General features: G+C 50.7%; 19 protein-coding genes. 10 read left to right on the forward strand and 9 right to left on the reverse strand.

Annotation, left to right across the window (positions count from 1 at the left end; genetic code table 11):
- Positions 1 to 70 precede the first annotated feature (70 nt).
- Positions 71 to 727 (reverse strand): NAD(P)-dependent oxidoreductase, encoded by a 657-nt coding sequence (locus ACTHSX_RS07960; protein ID WP_440377321.1) that lies wholly within the window; start codon positions 725 to 727, stop codon positions 71 to 73.
- Positions 728 to 846: 119 nt separating this feature from the next.
- On the opposite strand from ACTHSX_RS07960, the gene ACTHSX_RS07965 reads away from it, so the two are divergent.
- The 4 genes from ACTHSX_RS07965 to ubiG all read left to right on the forward strand — a co-directional run bounded on the left by ACTHSX_RS07965 (position 847) and on the right by ubiG (position 3,879).
- The gene (locus ACTHSX_RS07965; protein WP_440377322.1) at positions 847 to 1,737 is read left to right on the forward strand and encodes a LysR family transcriptional regulator; all 891 of its coding nucleotides are present in this window, start codon (positions 847 to 849) and stop codon (positions 1,735 to 1,737) included.
- Positions 1,734 to 2,006: a GIY-YIG nuclease family protein gene (locus tag ACTHSX_RS07970; protein WP_440377323.1), complete on the forward strand. Its 273-nt coding sequence runs from the start codon at positions 1,734 to 1,736 to the stop codon at positions 2,004 to 2,006. Before ACTHSX_RS07965 ends, ACTHSX_RS07970 begins: the two co-directional genes overlap by 4 nt.
- Before the next feature lie 463 nt (positions 2,007 to 2,469).
- On the forward strand, positions 2,470 to 3,003 hold the full coding sequence (locus tag ACTHSX_RS07975) for a c-type cytochrome (RefSeq protein WP_440377324.1): 534 nt from the start codon (positions 2,470 to 2,472) through the stop codon (positions 3,001 to 3,003).
- 147 nt (positions 3,004 to 3,150) lie between these two features.
- Positions 3,151 to 3,879, forward strand: coding sequence for a bifunctional 2-polyprenyl-6-hydroxyphenol methylase/3-demethylubiquinol 3-O-methyltransferase UbiG (ubiG, locus tag ACTHSX_RS07980; RefSeq protein WP_440377325.1), 729 nt, complete (start codon positions 3,151 to 3,153; stop codon positions 3,877 to 3,879).
- Between the two features lie 161 nt (positions 3,880 to 4,040).
- Here ubiG and ACTHSX_RS07985 read toward each other — a convergent pair whose 3' ends face one another.
- A complete protein-coding gene (locus ACTHSX_RS07985; protein WP_440377326.1) occupies positions 4,041 to 4,511 on the reverse strand; it encodes a CYTH domain-containing protein in 471 nt (156 codons plus the stop codon).
- A 38-nt stretch (positions 4,512 to 4,549) separates the two neighbouring features.
- Positions 4,550 to 4,969, reverse strand: a complete 420-nt coding sequence (locus ACTHSX_RS07990; RefSeq protein WP_003681587.1) for a CopD family protein — start codon at positions 4,967 to 4,969, stop codon at positions 4,550 to 4,552.
- 234 nt (positions 4,970 to 5,203) lie between these two features.
- On the opposite strand from ACTHSX_RS07990, the gene ACTHSX_RS07995 reads away from it, so the two are divergent.
- Positions 5,204 to 5,473: a hypothetical protein gene (locus ACTHSX_RS07995; protein WP_440377327.1), complete on the forward strand. Its 270-nt coding sequence runs from the start codon at positions 5,204 to 5,206 to the stop codon at positions 5,471 to 5,473.
- Between the two features lie 350 nt (positions 5,474 to 5,823).
- Here the strand turns inward: ACTHSX_RS07995 and ACTHSX_RS08000 are convergent, their stop codons facing one another.
- The 4 genes from ACTHSX_RS08000 to ACTHSX_RS08015 all read right to left on the reverse strand — a co-directional run bounded on the left by ACTHSX_RS08000 (position 5,824) and on the right by ACTHSX_RS08015 (position 10,295).
- Positions 5,824 to 7,860, reverse strand: coding sequence for a M3 family metallopeptidase (locus ACTHSX_RS08000; protein WP_295847727.1), 2,037 nt, complete (start codon positions 7,858 to 7,860; stop codon positions 5,824 to 5,826).
- 121 nt (positions 7,861 to 7,981) lie between these two features.
- Positions 7,982 to 8,848, reverse strand: coding sequence for a hypothetical protein (locus ACTHSX_RS08005; protein WP_254342531.1), 867 nt, complete (start codon positions 8,846 to 8,848; stop codon positions 7,982 to 7,984).
- A gap of 67 nt (positions 8,849 to 8,915) precedes the next feature.
- A complete protein-coding gene (locus ACTHSX_RS08010; RefSeq protein WP_440379660.1) occupies positions 8,916 to 9,779 on the reverse strand; it encodes a mechanosensitive ion channel domain-containing protein in 864 nt (287 codons plus the stop codon).
- Positions 9,780 to 9,800: 21 nt separating this feature from the next.
- A complete protein-coding gene (locus ACTHSX_RS08015; protein WP_440377329.1) occupies positions 9,801 to 10,295 on the reverse strand; it encodes a restriction endonuclease in 495 nt (164 codons plus the stop codon).
- A 289-nt stretch (positions 10,296 to 10,584) separates the two neighbouring features.
- Here ACTHSX_RS08015 and ACTHSX_RS08020 point away from each other — a divergent pair, with 289 nt between their 5' ends.
- Together ACTHSX_RS08020 and ACTHSX_RS08025 are read left to right on the forward strand one after the other, a co-directional pair.
- Positions 10,585 to 10,920: a hypothetical protein gene (locus ACTHSX_RS08020; RefSeq protein WP_003684489.1), complete on the forward strand. Its 336-nt coding sequence runs from the start codon at positions 10,585 to 10,587 to the stop codon at positions 10,918 to 10,920.
- A gap of 109 nt (positions 10,921 to 11,029) precedes the next feature.
- Entirely contained in the window at positions 11,030 to 11,386 is a 357-nt protein-coding gene (locus ACTHSX_RS08025) for a hypothetical protein (RefSeq protein ID WP_440377330.1), read from the forward strand.
- A 127-nt stretch (positions 11,387 to 11,513) separates the two neighbouring features.
- Here ACTHSX_RS08025 and dnaE read toward each other — a convergent pair whose 3' ends face one another.
- Positions 11,514 to 14,948: a DNA polymerase III subunit alpha gene (gene dnaE, locus ACTHSX_RS08030; protein WP_440377331.1), complete on the reverse strand. Its 3,435-nt coding sequence runs from the start codon at positions 14,946 to 14,948 to the stop codon at positions 11,514 to 11,516.
- 165 nt (positions 14,949 to 15,113) lie between these two features.
- On the opposite strand from dnaE, the gene ACTHSX_RS08035 reads away from it, so the two are divergent.
- Both ACTHSX_RS08035 and ACTHSX_RS08040 read left to right on the forward strand, forming a co-directional pair.
- Positions 15,114 to 15,347: an RNA-binding S4 domain-containing protein gene (locus ACTHSX_RS08035; RefSeq protein ID WP_002221492.1), complete on the forward strand. Its 234-nt coding sequence runs from the start codon at positions 15,114 to 15,116 to the stop codon at positions 15,345 to 15,347.
- Positions 15,325 to 15,543 (forward strand): hypothetical protein, encoded by a 219-nt coding sequence (locus ACTHSX_RS08040; RefSeq protein ID WP_070713735.1) that lies wholly within the window; start codon positions 15,325 to 15,327, stop codon positions 15,541 to 15,543. Before ACTHSX_RS08035 ends, ACTHSX_RS08040 begins: the two co-directional genes overlap by 23 nt.
- Positions 15,544 to 15,758: 215 nt before the next feature.
- On the opposite strand, the gene yihA is transcribed toward ACTHSX_RS08040, so the two are convergent.
- Positions 15,759 to 16,400, reverse strand: coding sequence for a ribosome biogenesis GTP-binding protein YihA/YsxC (gene yihA / locus ACTHSX_RS08045; protein ID WP_070713733.1), 642 nt, complete (start codon positions 16,398 to 16,400; stop codon positions 15,759 to 15,761).
- Between the two features lie 215 nt (positions 16,401 to 16,615).
- Here yihA and ACTHSX_RS08050 point away from each other — a divergent pair, with 215 nt between their 5' ends.
- Positions 16,616 to 17,239: a c-type cytochrome gene (locus ACTHSX_RS08050; RefSeq protein ID WP_003684518.1), complete on the forward strand. Its 624-nt coding sequence runs from the start codon at positions 16,616 to 16,618 to the stop codon at positions 17,237 to 17,239.
- Positions 17,240 to 17,458: the final 219 nt, after the last annotated feature.

Genomic DNA, 17,458 nt, shown 5'->3' on the forward strand with positions numbered 1-17,458 from the left:
TTTCTATCGATCCGAATATGAAAAGGCCGTCTGAAACTTTGGGTTTCAGACGGCCTTTAAATTAAGACGATTAAACAGCGGCAACGGTAAAGCGTTCAAACAAATGCGCTTTGTTTTCCACATCGTCGGCGATGGCGACTGCCAAATCTGCCACGCTGATGCCTGCCGGAATTTCGCCGTCCATCAGCAAATCATCTTTGCCCAAGCGGTATTTGCCGGTTTTGTCTTCGCTGAAGCCGCCGTCCGTGCCCAGTCGTGCCGGAGGGGAAACGAAAGACCAGTTCACGTCGCGGCGCGGCAGGAGTTCTGCCAAAAGATGGCGTGCGGCATTGGCGCCGTCAAAAATTTCTTTCGGGAAGTCAGGCGTATCGATAACTTGCAAACCGGGTGCCACATACAGGCTGCCTGCGCCGCCGACGATTAAGAGATATGGCACTTGCGCTGCTTTTGCCGCTTCGACAATATTGTTTGCGCCGCGTGTGAAATCCGCGCCGATGTTGGGATTGTTCCAACCCGGGTTGAAGGCGCTGACTACGGCATCAAAACCGGCCAGTTTGTCGGCAAAATCTGCTGCGTTGACATCTGCGGAGACAGCGGCAACATTTTGCGCTTGGAAAACTTTGTCCGTATTGCGGGCGAAAGCAGTCACTTCATGACCGCGGCCTGCCAATTCTTGAACGACTGCGTTGCCGACATAACCTGTTGCACCGATAACTGCGATTTTCATATTTGACTCCTTGTGGGATGTGATTGATTAGATGAGTGCATTGTAAGGCCGTCTAAAACGCTTGATAATCCCTGTTTTACTGTTATGATTGTGAAGTTAAACTAAACAATTATTTCCAAATGCAAGACATCAAACCCCTGCTTGTTTTCGCTACCGTCCTCGAACACGGCAGCATGAACGCCGCCGCTGCCGCGCTGGGCATGACGCCGTCGGCGGTCAGCCAGCACATCAACCGCCTCGAAGCCCTGCACGGCATCAAGCTGTTAAACCGCAGCACGCGCAGCCTTGCGCCTACCGATGCCGGCCGCGCCTTGGGCGAATACTGCCTCCGCCTCGCCGCCACGCTTGCCGATACGCGTACCGTTATCGACAATCTGAAAACAGAACCCGTCGGCGAATTGCGGATTTCCTTGACTTCCACGGTCATTGAATCTCGCGCTTTTCAGACGGCGTTTGCAAGATTGCAAACCGAGTTCCCAAAAATCCGCCCCGTCCTCAATTTCAGCGATACCTTGGACGACCTGCAACACAATCAGACCGACATCGCCATACGCGGCGGCGACCGGGCTTTGGACGATCCTAACTTGGTTGCGCGCCATCTCGTGACTTGGCCGTATATGATTTGCGCCGCGCCCGATTATCTCGACCGGCATCCACCCATCACCCATCCTTCTCAGCTTCATGCGCACCGCTGGCTGCATTTTTTACCTGTCCGCACGACCTTGCAAAATGGTGAAGAAAGCTATTTCCTTGACGTCGCCGACAGCATTGCCTGCACGCATCTTGCCGCCGCTTGTAGCCTGACCGAAAGAGGTTTCGGTTTGTCTTTGCAAGTGGGCGGCGAAGTGAGGGAGAAAATTGCACAGGGCCGTCTGAAAGTGGTTTTGCCGGAATGGACATTGCCGCCGGTTAGCCTTTATTTGGTGACGCCTTATCGTGTGCAGTCTGCCAAAACCGAGGCTGCCGTGCGCATTTTTACCGAGAGTTTTGCCAAGGAAGGGGATTTATGAACGCGGAAAATTGGAGCGTTTACCTGATTTTGTGCGAAAACGGCGCGTTTTATTGCGGCATCAGCAACCGTCCGCAAGAGCGATTTGCGGCGCATTTGTCAGGAAAAGGTGCGAAATACACGCGTTTGAACAAGCCTGTCGAGATGCGCATCGTTTCAGACGGCCTGAACAAAAGTGAAGCGCTGAAAGAGGAAATCGGCATTAAGAAATTGACGGCAGAGCAGAAGCGGGGATTGTGGGCGGAAGCTGAAACATTGGCAAAAGGTTAATGGCGGCATAAATTTTAGTCGGGATATGAACAACCACATAAACAAGTAAGCCTGCTGGTGTCTTTTGCATAGGTAAGCGTCAAATATTTATTAACATGATTCAAAAAGGCCGTCTGAAACCTGATTGGGGTTCAGACGGCCTTTTTAGGATAAGAGGCGGTTTAATGCTTATGGTATTATCTGGAAAGTTTGTAAAAAATTGAATTTAAAAAGAAACATTAAAAATTAAGATTATAACTGATTGAACAATAAAATGAAAATTATCACGCCAAATGACAAATGAGCGTGGATTTCTATCTGAGTAGAGGTGTGGTGTCAATATGTTTTTCCTGTTTTTGTGAAAAAATCTGATTTATGCCAATATTTATTATAGTGTAGGTCGAAGGTATTAGTTTATATGCTAGAATTTTTAAGCTGTTTATATAAAACAGTGATTTAAACTAAAACTAAGGAAAGACAGAACATGAACAAATTACTGATTGCCGTAATGATGATGGCTGGTTTGACAGCTTGTTCCCAAGAGGCTAAACAGGAGACTCAAGAGACTGCTCAAGCCGTTGCATCTGAAGTTAAAAACGAAGTTGCTTCTGCTGCCGATGCTACTGCATCTGCTGCTCAAGAAGCTGCCGATAAAGTTGAAACTGCCGCCAGCAAAGCAGAGGAAGCCGCTAAACCTGAAGAAGCCGCCAAGCCTGAAGAGAAAGCCGAAGCGCCTGCCGCTGAAGCCAAGCCTGCCGAATCCGCCAAAGTGGACGGCAAAGCTGTTTTTGAAGCGAACTGTAAAGCATGCCACGGCGGCTTGATTCCCGGCGCTCCGGCCGTAGGCAAAAAAGAAGACTGGGCGCCTCGCATTAAACAAGGCAAAGACACCTTGCACAAACACGCCCTCGAAGGCTTCAATGCCATGCCTGCCAAAGGCGGCAACGGCAGCCTGAGCGACGACGAAGTGAAAGCCGCAGTTGACTACATGGCCAACGAATCCGGCGCTAAATTCTAAATTATGCCGATTGAAACGCACCTTGTCACAAGGTGCGTTTTTTATGGGCAGGCGGATGAAAGTTGAAATAGGGCCGATAAACAGGCAAAGGCCGTCTGAAACATTTTATTTTGAAGCGCAATCGGCTACAATCAGGCGAATTATTTTATGCAGGAGCAAACCATGATCAATCCACACGACAACGTAGATGCCGGCGAAATCGCCAAGTTCAGCCAAATCGCCGACAAATGGTGGGATAAAAACGGCGAATTCAAGCCCCTGCATGACATCAACCCCTTGCGCCTCGACTATATCGACGGCTATGCCGGATTGGCAGGCAAACGTGTGTTAGATGTAGGCTGCGGCGGCGGTATTTTGTCGGAAAGCATGGCCAAACGCGGCGCAGAACACGTGACCGGCATCGATATGGCGGAAAAATCCCTGCAAACCGCCGCTGCCCATGCGGCCGCTCAACATGTTGCCAATGTCGATTACCGCTGCATCCGCGTCGAAGACCTCGCCGCCGAAGAGCCGCACAGCTTCGACGTGGTAACGTGTATGGAAATGATGGAACACGTTCCCGATCCGTCCGCCATCGTTCAAGCCTGCGCGAAACTGGTCAAACCCGACGGCATGGTGTTTTTCTCCACCATCAACCGCAATCCCAAATCTTATCTGCATCTGATTGTTGGTGCGGAATATCTGTTGAAATTCGTCCCCAAAGGCACGCACGACTGGAAAAAATTCATCACACCGGCAGAACTTGCGCGCATGTGCCGCCAAGCCGGATTGGATACCGTCGGCAGTAAGGGCATGACCTATAATTTGTTGAGCGGCCGTTATTCCCTGTGCGACTCGACCGAGGTCAACTATATGGTGGCCTGCCGTCCGGCGTAAGGTTCCACAGATAAAAAAAACACACGGGCTTGCCCGATATTTGAAACGGTATATCGAAAGCAACTTAATTCAAATATCGGTAAGGCAAATCAGGCCGTCTGAAAAGAAAAAAGGCATGTGCGATACATGCCTTTTTTGTACGTGCAGAGAAGTTGTCGCCCTTATTCCGTCCAAGACGAATACGGATGTTTGCTCAGATACGCATTGGTGAATTTACCGTCTGCCGTGATTTCCTTGCCCAGCCAAGACGGTTTGGGAAACTCGGTATCTTCAGACGGCAATTCGATTTCCACCACAATCAATGGCGCATTGTCGCCGAAATATTCGTCGATTTCATACACAAAGCCTTCAAATTCGACCCGATAGCGGTATTTTTCCATTTTAAATGGGCACATATCCGCCATCATTGCTTGCGCGTGAGCCAGTGGGATTTCGTATTCAAACTCGCTGCGCGTCATGTCGGAAATATAGCCTTTCAGGGTCAGCCATGCTTGCGAACCGATAATCCGCACACGGATGGTGCGCTCTTTTTCCACGCTCAAATAGCCCTGTTGCAACACCAGCGGCTCGCTTGCCGCTTCGCGCCAACTGTCATCCGCTAGCAAAAAGCGGCGTTCGATTTCGACCGTCATGAATTCTTTCCTTATTTACCAAACAGGCCGTCTGAAGATTAAAACGGCTTGAAAACCACCATATAAAGCGCGGCCACCATCATCAATACGGGGAGTTCGTTGAATACCCGATACCAGCGGTGCGAATACACATTGCTGCCGTTTTGAAAACGGCGCAGCAGCAGACCGCAATAAAGCTGGTAAGCCAAGAGCAGCAGACCGCACAATAATTTAACCGCCAGCCAGCCGTTGCCCCACCAATTGTTTACAAACCCGATGGCCGCGCCGAATATCAGCGTTCCCCAGCCCAAAGGCGACATAAAGCGGTACAGCCGCCGCGACATATCCGTCAGCCGTACATATTCCACGCTGCCGGGCTCTAATTGCGCCAGATTCACATAAATCCGCGGCAGATAAAACAGTCCGGCAAACCAAGAAATTACAAAAAATACATGCAGCAGCTTAAACCACAAATACATTTCAGACGGCCTCAAAACCTAAAGCCATTATTTTATCCGCAATACTGCTTAAGCTAAAACAAAATAGTCAAAACAATCCGATTTAGTGCGCTGCAACAATGTGTTGCAGGCACAAATTTACCCAAAAACCAAATTGTAAATTCCGCAATAATATGCAAATTAAGATATGCACAATGCAAAAAACTTGCTAAAATTCTATGCTATTTAATTATAAAAACATTATGGACGGAAAACATGAAACAATTTGAAATCAGCAACAGCGTCAGGAAAGAGCTTAGCAACTACCTGAATACGCGCAATCTAAACCTCAAAACCGCCATGGACAACGAAACAACCAATGGCGAAGTTGCGGCCATCGTTCACGCAGGATTGCCGGCGATGATTCGGAAAATCTATTCTTTGGAAAAAATGAAAACCTTTTTCTGGACGAAAAAAGATTTGATGATGGAATTTATCAATATGCGCTTGGCTGCCGGCGATAAAAAGAGCAAAAACTCATTTTAGCGTTGGGCAGGGGGAGATAGGAGTTTGAAATGCGGACTTCTATTTTTCTCGAAGTCTTGTTAGGGATAGGGCTTACTTATTGTTCCTAATCAGTTTTGACAACCGAAAGGCCGTCTGAAATTCAAATGATAGGGCATGGGAACATGCCCTGTTTTTATGGGCGGCTTGTTTGCATTGGAGAAATATTGAGCTTAGCAATCGTTGCGGCGTTCCGCGTTGGGTGGTTTTATCGGCTGAATATTTTTATATTTTTTTTGCTAAACATATTGAATGGATTATAAAAAGGCCGTCTGAAACATTTCAGACGGCCTTTAGCTTTGAATCAGCAATTAAAACGGCGGATTTTCAAATCAAGCAGCGTTGTCAAAACCGCTGTGGCGGAGCAGGGCATCCAGGCTTGGTTCGCGGCCGCGGAAGGCTTTGAAGGATTCGGCTGCGCTGCGCGAACCGCCTACGGCCAGTATTTCTTTCCAGAAGCGGCGGCCGGTTTCGGCAACGTCGTCGCTTTCTTCAAAAGCGGCGTAAGCGTCTGCACTCAAAACTTCCGCCCATGCGTAGCTGTAATAGCCTGCGGCGTAGCCGCCGGCGAAGATATGGCTGAAGCTCAAGGCGAAGCGGTTGTATGCCGGCGGCTGGGTCACGGCGACTTCTTGACGCACTTTGTCCAAGATTTGCGGCCATTCTTTCAGACGGCCTTCATCTTCCTGATGGTAAATTTCCATGTCGAAGAGGGCAAATTCCATTTGACGGACGAGGAACATACCGCGTTGGAAGTTTTTGGCTGCGTGCATTTTGTCGAACAGCTCTTTCGGTAATACCGCGCCGGTTTCTTCGTGCGAGGACATTTGCGCCAATACGTCATATTCCCAAACGAAGTTTTCCATGAATTGGCTAGGCAGCTCGACCGCGTCCCATTCGACGCCGTTGATGCCTGATACGCCCACTTCGTCAACTTGGGTCAACAAGTGGTGCAGACCGTGGCCGGTTTCATGGAAGAGGGTAATGATTTCGTCGTGGCTCAAACGCGCTTCTTTGTCGCCAACCGGCGGGGTGAAGTTGCAGACGAGGTAAGCAGTCGGCAGTTGCAGCGTACCGTCGGCAAAACGGCGGCGGCTTTTGTAGCCGTCCATCCATGCGCCGCCGCGTTTGCCTTCGCGTGCGTATAAGTCCATGTAAACGCCGCCGATGGTTTGGCCGTCTTGTTTCAGCTCGAAATAGCGCACGTCTTTGTGCCAAACGGGGACGGTTTTTTCAGCCAGCTCGATGCCGTAGAGTTTTTTGATTTGGGCAAACAGGCCTGCCAATACTTTGCTGATAGGGAAGTATTTTTTCACTTCGGTTTCGCTGAAGGCGTATTTGGCTTGGCGCAGTTTTTCGGCGGCATAGCTCAAATCCCAAGATTGCGGATCTTCGATATTCAGGCTCTCGCGTGCAAAGGCTTTAATTTCGGCAAAGTCTTTTTCGGCAAACGGTTTGGCGCGGCGGGCAAGGTCGTGCAGGAAGTTGAGGACCTGTTCGGGCGTGTCCGCCATTTTGGTTGCCAGCGACAGCTCGGCGTAGTTTTTGAAACCGAGCAGTTTGGCGGTTTTCAGTGCGTTTGCAAGCGTTTGTTCGACATTGGCCGTGTTGTCGAATTTGCCTTCGTCAGACAATTCACTGGCACGGGTAACGTAGGCGCGGTAGATTTGTTCGCGCAGTTCGCGGTTGTCGGCGTATTGGATAACGGCGAGGTAGTGCGGAATCTGCAGGCCGATTTTGTAGCCTGTTTTGCCTTCACTTTGCGCGGCGGCGGCAAACATGGCGATGGAGTCTTCGGGGATGCCGGCAAGCGGCGCGGCATCGTCAAAGTAAATGCCGAAAGCGTCGGTCGCGTCTTGGATGTTTTGTGCGAATTTGGCACCCAGTTGCGCACCTTCGGTTTGCAGTTGCGCCAGTTCTGCCTGCTGTTCGGGCGGTAATTCGGCACCGCTGAGGACGAAGTCGCGCAAATCGTGGTTGAGCTTGGTTTGCTGCGCAGGGGAGAGGGTGTTGAATTCGGCAGAATTTTTGATGATTTTGAAGCGGTTGTACAACTCGATGTCTTGACCGATTTCGGTAAAGAAAATGGTGATTTCAGGCATCAATTCGTTGTATACGGCACGCAGCTCGGGCGTATCGACCACGGAGTTGAGATGGGAAACCACGCTCCAAATGCGGCCGACGCGTTCGGTAATGTCGGTCAGTTTTTCGACGGTGTTGGCCCAGTCGGTGTGCGTTTGCGCTTTGATGGCGGCGATTTGCTCGCGCGCTTCGGCGATGGCGGTTTGCAGGGCGGGTTTGATGTCTTCGGTTTTGATTTGGTCGAAACGGGGTTCTTCGCCCAAGTGGAGCAGGACGTTGTCGTTCATATGGTTTCTCCTGAATAAGATGGATTCAGACGGCCTTGTGGCCGTCTGAAAAGAAAACGATAGGCGTTATATGGTGGCAGACAGGCAGAATTAAAGTATTCCGCCTGCCTGTCGGCCAATCTTATTCTGCGCCGCGCGGATTGGCGTGCAATGGCGCAGCCAGCTCGAGGCGCATGGTGGTGCCTTCTGGGGCATAAACCGCATTGGCAACATTGGTTTGCAGGGATTCGGCAAACGAGCCGCGATACACTTTTGCGCCTTGGTGGGTCAGGTTGGATTGTACGTCGACGTACACTTCGCCGCCGATTTGACGCCAGAGGTAGCAGAAGGTGTAGTCTTCGGACAGGTAGCGTTTGCTTTCAGGATCGACCATGCAGTCGAAGAAGCGGTAGTGCAGGCCTTTGTTTTCCGGGCTGTAGTCGCTGTCGGAGACGTAGTTCAACTCGGGGTAGGCCTCTATCATTTTTTCAAATACGCTACGTTTGATAACCATGAAGCCGGTTGGCGCGTCATGAACTTTCATGAAGCCTTCTTCATCCACTTTCAGGACGATTTCACCGTTTTCGTTTTTGTCGTTGGTGTTGACGGTGTAAGAAGTGTACATGCGCTCAAAATCGGCTTGGGTCATGCCGGCCGGAAGGCCTGCTTCAGGCCAATTCTCGCGTTTGAGCGGATAAACGCCGGCTACAACGTCTTTGTCTGCCAAAAGCAGGCGGTAGAATGAATCGGGAGAGAAGCCGATGTCGGAGTCAATCCAAAATAAATGCGTCCATTCTTTGTTTTCCAAAAATCTGGCCACGCAGTTGTTGCGTGCGCGCGTAATCAGGCTTTCTCCGCGCTGCATCATCACTTGAAGCGGCAGGCCGAGGGAGGCGTTGGTGTGGACGATGTTTAGAAGTGAGAGGGTATAGTTGTGGAAATATTTGCCGTCATGGCTGGGGGTCATGATTACAGGGTACATTTCGGCAAGGGCTGATTCGGGCAACATGAGTTTTCCTTATTGTTGATTGTGAATTTGGGTATTGTAAGGGATTTGATAGTATATATAAACTGGGCTATTTTAATTTATTGATTAATCGGCATTGCGTGCGCAAGAATTCGTCCAAAACCGCCTGTTGGATTTCCAAACGTTTGGCCACGGGCGAGGCAAAGCGCACAATGATGTTGTACACCTTGTCATCATGTGGCACGCGGGATACACGCGGCTGGGCGGCGGGTGTGATAAACAATTTTTGGGTTTGCACGTTTTCCAAATGCTGCTTGATGGCAGGGACATAAGGCTCGCACAATGGCTCAAGAACATCTTTCAGACGGCCGATGATTTCGTCCGAATCCAAATGAATCGGTACGGGAATTTCCATCGTATGAATCACATAATCGCCCAAAATATTGTCGCGACGCACGGGGTGGCTCAGAAGCAGGCTGTTGGGAAACGAGAGCGTTTTGCCGGAAAGCTGGCCAATCAACGGATTGGGGCCTATTTGCATCATCAGTGTGTTCAGCATATTGATATCGACCACCCGTCCGCGCAGGCCGTTGATTTCGATATAGTCGCCGATGGAATATTGTTTGGTTACCGAGCGCAGGATGCTGCCGGACAAACACATAATCAGCTCTTTGGTTGCCACCACAATCGCCGCGGCCACTGCAAACATCGACAAGGCCAAAGTTTGAATCTGCGCCGCCCAAATCATCGCCAGCCCGAGCAGGATCAGCAACATGGTCACGTTGCGGCTGAACACCAGCGAGCGGCGTTTGTTTTCAATGCTCAAATCCGGATGGCTGCGAAAATGCGCCGAGAGCAAAATGCTGCGCCCGGCAATGACGGCCACAATCATCAATACCGACATCAATGCCGATTTAATGATTTCTTCACTGACAGGCAAAGCGTTCAGCCATTCATGCATGGTGTTCCACATAATCCTGTTTCCTTTCCCTTCTTAGGTCGTCTGAAAACCCACGCGTTCAAAAATTTCTGCCGCACACGCTTCCGATACCGCAAACAAAGTTGCCACGCTGCCCAAAGCCCGTTGCGTAGCCGCACTCAAATCATCACGGCACACTTCGCCCAGCCACTCAACCGGCCGCACCAGCGACATTTTTTCATCGTCCCATTGCGGACAATGTACCGCGCCGCCCGTAATCCTGCCGACCCGATAACGGCGCAAAGCAGGCGAGTAGGTCAGTACGGCATCTCCATCAGCCAATTCGTTGACAAACCGCCACATCTGAGCCGCACCCGATTGCGCCGTTCTCAATTTCACATCCGGCACAGCCGAACGGTAAATATCCGTCAGTTCCTCACGGCCAAAACCCTTGGTCGCCGCTTCGGCCAGCATAGGCCAGGCCAACGCCGCCACACTGCGTTCAAAAAATACATCATAAAGCGCACCTTGCGTGCTGCGAACCATATAAAGTCTGGCTTGTTTTCCCATTGCAGTACCTGTTTGTTTGAAGGATTCATCCCTTGGTTTCAATATTACCCGTTACGGCTGAAAAATTCGATATTTTGAATTATCGGAAGGGTTTGAAGTTTTCGCTGAAAATAAATGAATTATAAATAAAAGGCCGTCTGAAAAATAAAATAGTCTGATATATCAACAGATGATATATCGTAACAATATATTAATAACTGTAAAATTTTTTACGTTTGCATCAAAAAAAGATAAGATAAAAAAATCAATCGCGAAAGATTGCTATTCACTGAACATTAGGAGAGAAAAAATGACCTGTAAAACCCACGAACATCATGACCACGTTCACGGCGCAAACTGCGGCCACACTGCCATCAAACACGAAGGTCACGTCGATTATCTGCACGACGGCCACCTGCACCATGAGCACAACGGTCACTACGACGAACACGCCCTGAGTGTCAATGAAACCAATCCTGACGGCTGCCATCCGGTTGACACCTGCCACGGCCACGTTCACGGCGAAGGTTGCGGCCACGAAGCCGTACCGCACGGTGATCACGTTGACTACATCGTCAACGGCCGTCTGCATCACCAACACGGCGATCACTGCGACGACCACGGCCCGGTTGAAATCGTTAAATAAAACTGTTTTTCAGACAGCCTTTAATATGGGGCTTCTATAGAAAAAGGGGGTGTATTTTCACCCCCTTTTCATATATATTGTCGTACCGTACACTAAAACAACCATTATTATGTTTGACATCATATTTGTATTGGTATTCGGCAGGCTCCAAGCCTCCGGAACGCTGAATTTCCCCGATAGGCTTTATCCCATCTGGAAATGGGCGGTAGGCGCAGGGATGTTTTATGCCGTGATAGGGACAATGCTGGGATACGTTTTCTACGGTTCCTTCTCCCTCGTCAGCTTTTTGCTGACTACTGTCTTGTCATCCGCCTGGTTCTCCTTGTATTTCAAACTGCTGCGGCTTACCGCCTCAAAAACTGTACTGAACCAATGTATTTACTGGGTGCTCGGCATTGTTTCGGCATTGTCGCTCCCCTTTGTTGTGGCCTATCTTTCCTTATTGGTCAAAGGCTTTGTGCAATAAACTTTTCAGATAATCTCTCTATATAATAAGGTCGTCTGAAAGCCTGGATCTTTATTTGATTTATGTTTTTAAAGCGTTTTTTAAATTAAAGGCCGTCTGAACGTGTGGTTTCAGACGGCCTTTAATTTTACCAATTTACACGAACAGCCCTACTGCCGAGCAATGTTTCCAGTTCGTCAAACAAGGCGGTGCTTGGCGTTACCATCCATTTTGGCGCAATTTTCAATTTGCCCGATGCTTTGCCGTTGCTGTACGACAGTTGCAGCGGAATGTGCGACGTGTCGGGCATGCGGTGTGCGGTGAGGATGGCGGCGAGGCGCGTGATGTCGTGGCCGGGTGCGAGGGCGAGGCTGAGGCTGCGGGCGTAGCGTTCGCGCGCCATTTGCAGGGTCATGACTTGATTTGCCATGATGCGCAACCCGTCGCCGCCGCCGTAGTCGTCGCGGCTGACTTTGGATTCGATAATCAGCACTTGGTCGGACTTGAGGTAATCGGCGCAGTTTTCCAGCGTGTGGCCGCTGACCATGATTTCCACCAGTCCGCTCAAATCTTCGAGGCTGACGAAGGCGATTTTGCCGCGTTTGCCCATCATGGTGCGCACGGCGGTAACGAATCCGGCAAGGCGCACGCTGTCTTGCGGTTTCAGACGGCCTAATTTGGTCGGGGCGATTTGACGGACTTCTTGGGCATACGGGCCGAACGGGTGACCGGACAGATAAAAGCCGATGACGGTTTTTTCTTCGGCGAGTTTTTCCGATTCGCTCCACATGGGCGCGTCGACAAGCTGCACCGGTTCGATGGCGTCTTCCATCATGTCGAAAAGCCCGCCCTGATTGGCGTTGGCGGCTTTTTGGTCGGCGTTGTTCATGGCGAGGTCGATGTTTGCCAAGAGCATGGCGCGGTTGGGTTCGATGCTGTCGAACGCGCCGCCACGTATCAGGGCTTCGAGGGTGCGGCGGTTCATGTGCTCTTTGCCGACGCGCTCGCAGAAGTCCAAGAGGCCGGTAAATTTGCCGCCGCTTTGCCGCGCGGCGATGATGGATTCGACGGCGGCTTCGCCAGTGCCTTTAATCGCGCCGAGTGCGTAGCGGATTTTCATGTTCGGATACGGCGTGAAGCGGTAGTCGGATTCGTTGATGTCGGGCGGCAGGAACTCGATGCCGTTGGCGCGGCAGTCGTCGTAGAAATGCTTGAGCTGGTCGGTGTTGTCCAATTCAGACGACATGGTTGCTGCCATAAATTCGGCGGGGTAATGGGCTTTGAGCCATGCGGTCTGGTAGGAAATCAGGGCGTAGGCGGCAGCGTGGGATTTGTTGAAACCGTAGCCGGCGAATTTTTCCATGTAGTTGAAGATTTCGTCGGATTTTTCGCGCGAAATGCCTTGTTTCGCCGCGCCTTCGGCGAAGATTTCGCGGTGTTTCACCATTTCTTCGGGCTTTTTCTTACCCATGGCGCGGCGCAGCAAGTCCGCGCCGCCGAGCGAGTAGCCGCCGATAATCTGCGCCGCCTGCATCACTTGTTCCTGATACACCATAATGCCGTAGGTCGGCGCGAGGATGCCTTCGAGCAGCGGGTGGATGTATTGGAATTCCTGACCCTTCATACGCGCGACGAAGTCGGGGATGTTGTCCATCGGGCCGGGGCGGTAGAGCGATACGAAGGCGATGAGTTCTTCAAACTTGGTGGTGTGCGCCGTTTTCAGCATTTTTTTCATGCCGGTTGACTCGAACTGGAAGACGGCGGTGGTGTTCGCATCGCGGAAGATTTGGTAGGCGGCCTGGTCGTCAAGCGGAATCTTGCCGACATCGACGATATCGCCGGTGGTGTTTTTGATGTTGTTCTGCGCCATTTCGATAATGGTCAAGTTGCGCAGACCCAAAAAGTCGAATTTCACCAAACCCACGTCTTCCACGTCGCCCTTGTCGTACATGGATACGGGCGAGGCGGATTCGTCTGCTTGATACACGGGGCTGTAATCGGAAATCTTGCCCGGCGCAATCAACACGCCGCCCGCGTGCATACCCAGACCGCGCGTCAAATCTTCCAGCTTTTTCGCCAGCGTAATCAGTTCGTCCGCTTCTTCAGCTTCGATTAATTCCTGAATCTGCGGCTCGGCCTCCATGGCTTTTTCCAAACTCAGGGGTTTATTGGCCTCCAACGGAATCAGCTTGGACAGTTTGTCGCACAGCATAAACGGCAGCTCCAGCACGCGCCCCACGTCGCGGATCACCGCTTTGGACGACATCGTGCCGAAGGTGACAATCTGGCTGACCGCTTCCGCACCGTATTTCTCGCGCACATATTCAATCACGCGGCCGCGGTTTGCCTGACAGAAGTCCACGTCGAAGTCAGGCATGGAAACGCGTTCAGGGTTTAAGAAACGTTCGAACAGCAGCGCGTATTTCAACGGGTCGAGGTCGGTAATCTTCAGCGAATACGCCACCAGCGAGCCTGCGCCCGAACCACGACCCGGTCCTACCGGACAGCCGTGTGTTTTCGCCCAGTTGATAAAGTCTTGTACGATAAGGAAATAGCCGGGGAATTTCATCTGGATGATGATGTTCAACTCAAAATCCAAACGTTCCTGATATTCCGGCATTTTTGCCGCACGCTCCGCCTCGTCGGGATAAAGCTGAACCATGCGTTCTTGCAAGCCTTCGTTGGAGAGCTTGATCAAATAATCATCCAGCGACAGGCCGTCTGGAGTAGGGAAGAGCGGCAGGAAGTTTTTGCCCAATGTGATGTGCAGATTGCAGCGTTTGGCAATTTCTACTGTGTTTTCGAGGGCTTCAGGCAAATCGGAGAAACGCTCCAGCATCGTTTCCGGCGGAATGAAAAACTGGCTCGGCGTGAAATCGCGCGGACGTTTCTTGTCCGTCAGCACCCAACCGCCCGCGATGCACACCCGCGCCTCGTGCGCGTTGAAATCGTCGCTGCTCATAAACTGGGTCGGATGCGTCGCCACTACCGGCAAACCCAGTTCCTCCGCCAGCTTCACGCTGCCGGAAACGCAAGCCTCCCATTCGGGGCGTTCGGGCAGGCGTTGCAACTCTAAATAAAACGCATCGGGAAACCACGCCGCATACTTCAACGCTGCCGCCCGCGCCGCTTCTTCATTGCCGTTCAATAGATTCACGCCCACTTCGCCGTAATGCGCGCCGCTCAAACAAATCAAGCCGCTGTTGTCGCCGTTTGCCAGCCATTCGGGGTTGAGTTCCGCATGATGGATATTGCGGTCTTTGCCGACATAGGCCTCCGTCAAAAGCTCGCTCAAGCGCAGATAGCCCGCATCGTTGCGGATAATCAGCATGGCGCGAAACGGCTTGTCGGGCGCATTCGGATTGCCTATCCACACGTCCGCCGCGCCGATGGGCTTAATCCCTGCACCGCGGCAGGCTTTATAGAATTTCACCAAGCCGAATTCGTTCATCAAATCGCTGATGCCCAAAGCAGGCAAACCGTATTCCTGCGCTTTGGCAATCAGTTTTTTAATCCGCACCATACCGTCGGTAATCGAGAATTCGGTATGCAGGCGCAGGGGGATGTAGGTCGGCTCGGTCATGGCAAAATCGGCGTGAACAATAAAAGGCGTATTGTAGCAGGGTTGGCAGTTAAAGGCCGTCTGAAAACCAAATGTAATGGGGTTGGATAAAGCAAATAAAACAGAAGGGGGCTTTCTTTCAGACGGCCATGTTAAAATATCGCCATTATTGAAAAGGATTAAATGATGGAAGCAACTGTCTATCTTGAAGACAACGAATACATCGCGTTGTGCGACTTATTGAAATTGGCCGGCCTTGCCGAAAGCGGCGGACAGGCAAAAGCATTTATCGCCGAAGGGCTGGTGTTGCGCAACGGCGAAACCGAAACCCGTAAGACCGCCAAAATACGCGGCGGCGAAGTGATTGAGTTTGACGGCGCACGCTTGGAAATTGCCGATGGATACGACCCTGAAGAATAAAGCCGAAGCCATCTTGGGCGAACCGCTTTTAGACGAACCTGTCCGCCCCGAGTCGTGGGAATGTTGCGGCAGCGAATGTGGTGATGCCTGTATTCAGACAATGTATTGGGTGGAAAAAGCCCAATATGACGCGCAACAGCGGAAATTGAAAGAAGCAGGTTGGACTGATGGCGAAGATGGTGCAAAGGCCGTCTGAAAAAGGTTTAGTTGAATAACACCATGCTTTTTAAGAATTTTCACTGATACGTCGTTGTTTTTAGTTTGCGATAAGAAAATAAAAAAAAACGCAATAAAAAAGGGTATGCGTATACATACCCTTTGAAAGTTAGATAGAAAACGGCATTATGGAAAACAAATGACGGAATAAGATTTGCGGTTGGTCAACTCATCTCATTCCGCCTTGTTTTACAATCACTCAGGCGATGTTTCGCCCGCAAGATTTTCGATTTCTTCGCGATGCGCGTCAAACCATGAGCCGACCACTTGATTGACTTCGTCCATGCCTTGCTTTTTCAGGCTGGAGAACAGTTGAACGCTGATTTTTTGGCGCTCGGTGTAGGGTTTGAGTGATTTTTTAACCGCCGCCAAAGTTTTAATCTGGTCGTTTTTAGACAGCTTGTCTGCTTTTGACAGCAGGATATGCACAGGACGGCCGGTGATGTGGAAGAAGTCCAGCATTTGAATGTCTAAAGCTTTGAGCGGATGGCGCGAGTCCATAATCAAAATCAGGCCGATCAGTTGGCGGCGTTGTTGCAGGTAGTCGCCCAAGAGTTTGACCCAGTGCGCACGAATGGCCTCCGGTACTTGCGCGTAGCCGTAGCCGGGCAAGTCGACCATGAAATTGCCGTTTTCCAGCTCAAAGAAATTGATGTGTTGGGTGCGGCCCGGTGTTTTGGAAACGTAGGCAAGACGCACATGATTGGTTAAAGTATTGATGGCGCTGGATTTGCCGGCATTGCTTCGGCCGACAAAGGCAATCTCGGCCGGCGTGTTGGGCAGGTCTTTCAGATGGTTGACCGTAGTAAAAAATTTGGCGTTTTGAAAAAGGTTCATCAGCATTTCCTTGCATGGAAACAAAACTGCAACATCATAATTTGTATCGGGCATTTATGTTGCAGCAGTTTGGTAATTTGAGTAGTAATTTAATGTAAACTTGGTATAGAATAGCACGTTTATAGAATTATCGGTTTTAATCGGGAAAATTCCCCGGTATTTGAGTATAAAAAAGGCATTGACGCGGTACGCAATGCTGTAATCAGGAGCACTCCATGAAACGATTGACTTTATTGGCCTTGGTATTGGCTGCCGGTGCGGTTTCCGCTGCCCCTAAAGCAGATGCTGAAAAAGGCAAACAGGTAGCGACTACTATCTGTGCGGCGTGTCACGCAGCCGATGGTAACAGCGGTATCGCAACTTATCCTAAACTGGCAGGTCAGGCCGCGGCCTACACCTACGGTCAAACCATGGCCATCAAAGACGGTACCCGTACCCACGGTGCTGCCGGCGTGATGAAACCGATGGTGATGAACTTGTCCGAACAAGACATCCGCGACGCTGCCGCCTACTATGCCAAACAACAAGGCAAACCGGGCGAAGCCAATCCTAAAGAAAACCCAGAGCTGGGCGCGAAAATCTATCGCGGCGGCCTGAGCGCTAAAAAACTGCCGGCATGTATGTCTTGCCACGGTCCTAGCGGCGCAGGTATCCCTGGCGGCGGTACTGAAATCCAAGCCTATCCTCGTCTGGGCGGCCAGCACAAAGCTTACGTTGTCGAGCAAATGAAAGCTTACCAATCCGGCCAACGCAAAAACGCCATCATGGCCGATATTGCCAACCGCCTGAGCGAAGAAGAGTTGAACGCAGTAGCCAACTTCATCCAAGGTTTGCACTAATTTCGTTTTGAAACGAGCTTATTGATACAGGCCGTCTGAAAACCCTTCAGACGGCCTTAGCCAATATATGCCGATAAGCCTGATTGGTTTTTTCAAATAGCGACAGCAAGATTTTGACTACAATATGCAGTATTCTTCCTTTCGCATCATAACGTCCATCGTAGCCCGATTGATTGGGTTGTTCAAAGCCGACAGTTGAAACATGAGTAAATCTTCATC

This window comes from Neisseria sp. P0014.S002, assembly GCF_051958295.1.
Lineage (GTDB): Bacteria > Pseudomonadota > Gammaproteobacteria > Burkholderiales > Neisseriaceae > Neisseria > Neisseria flavescens_B.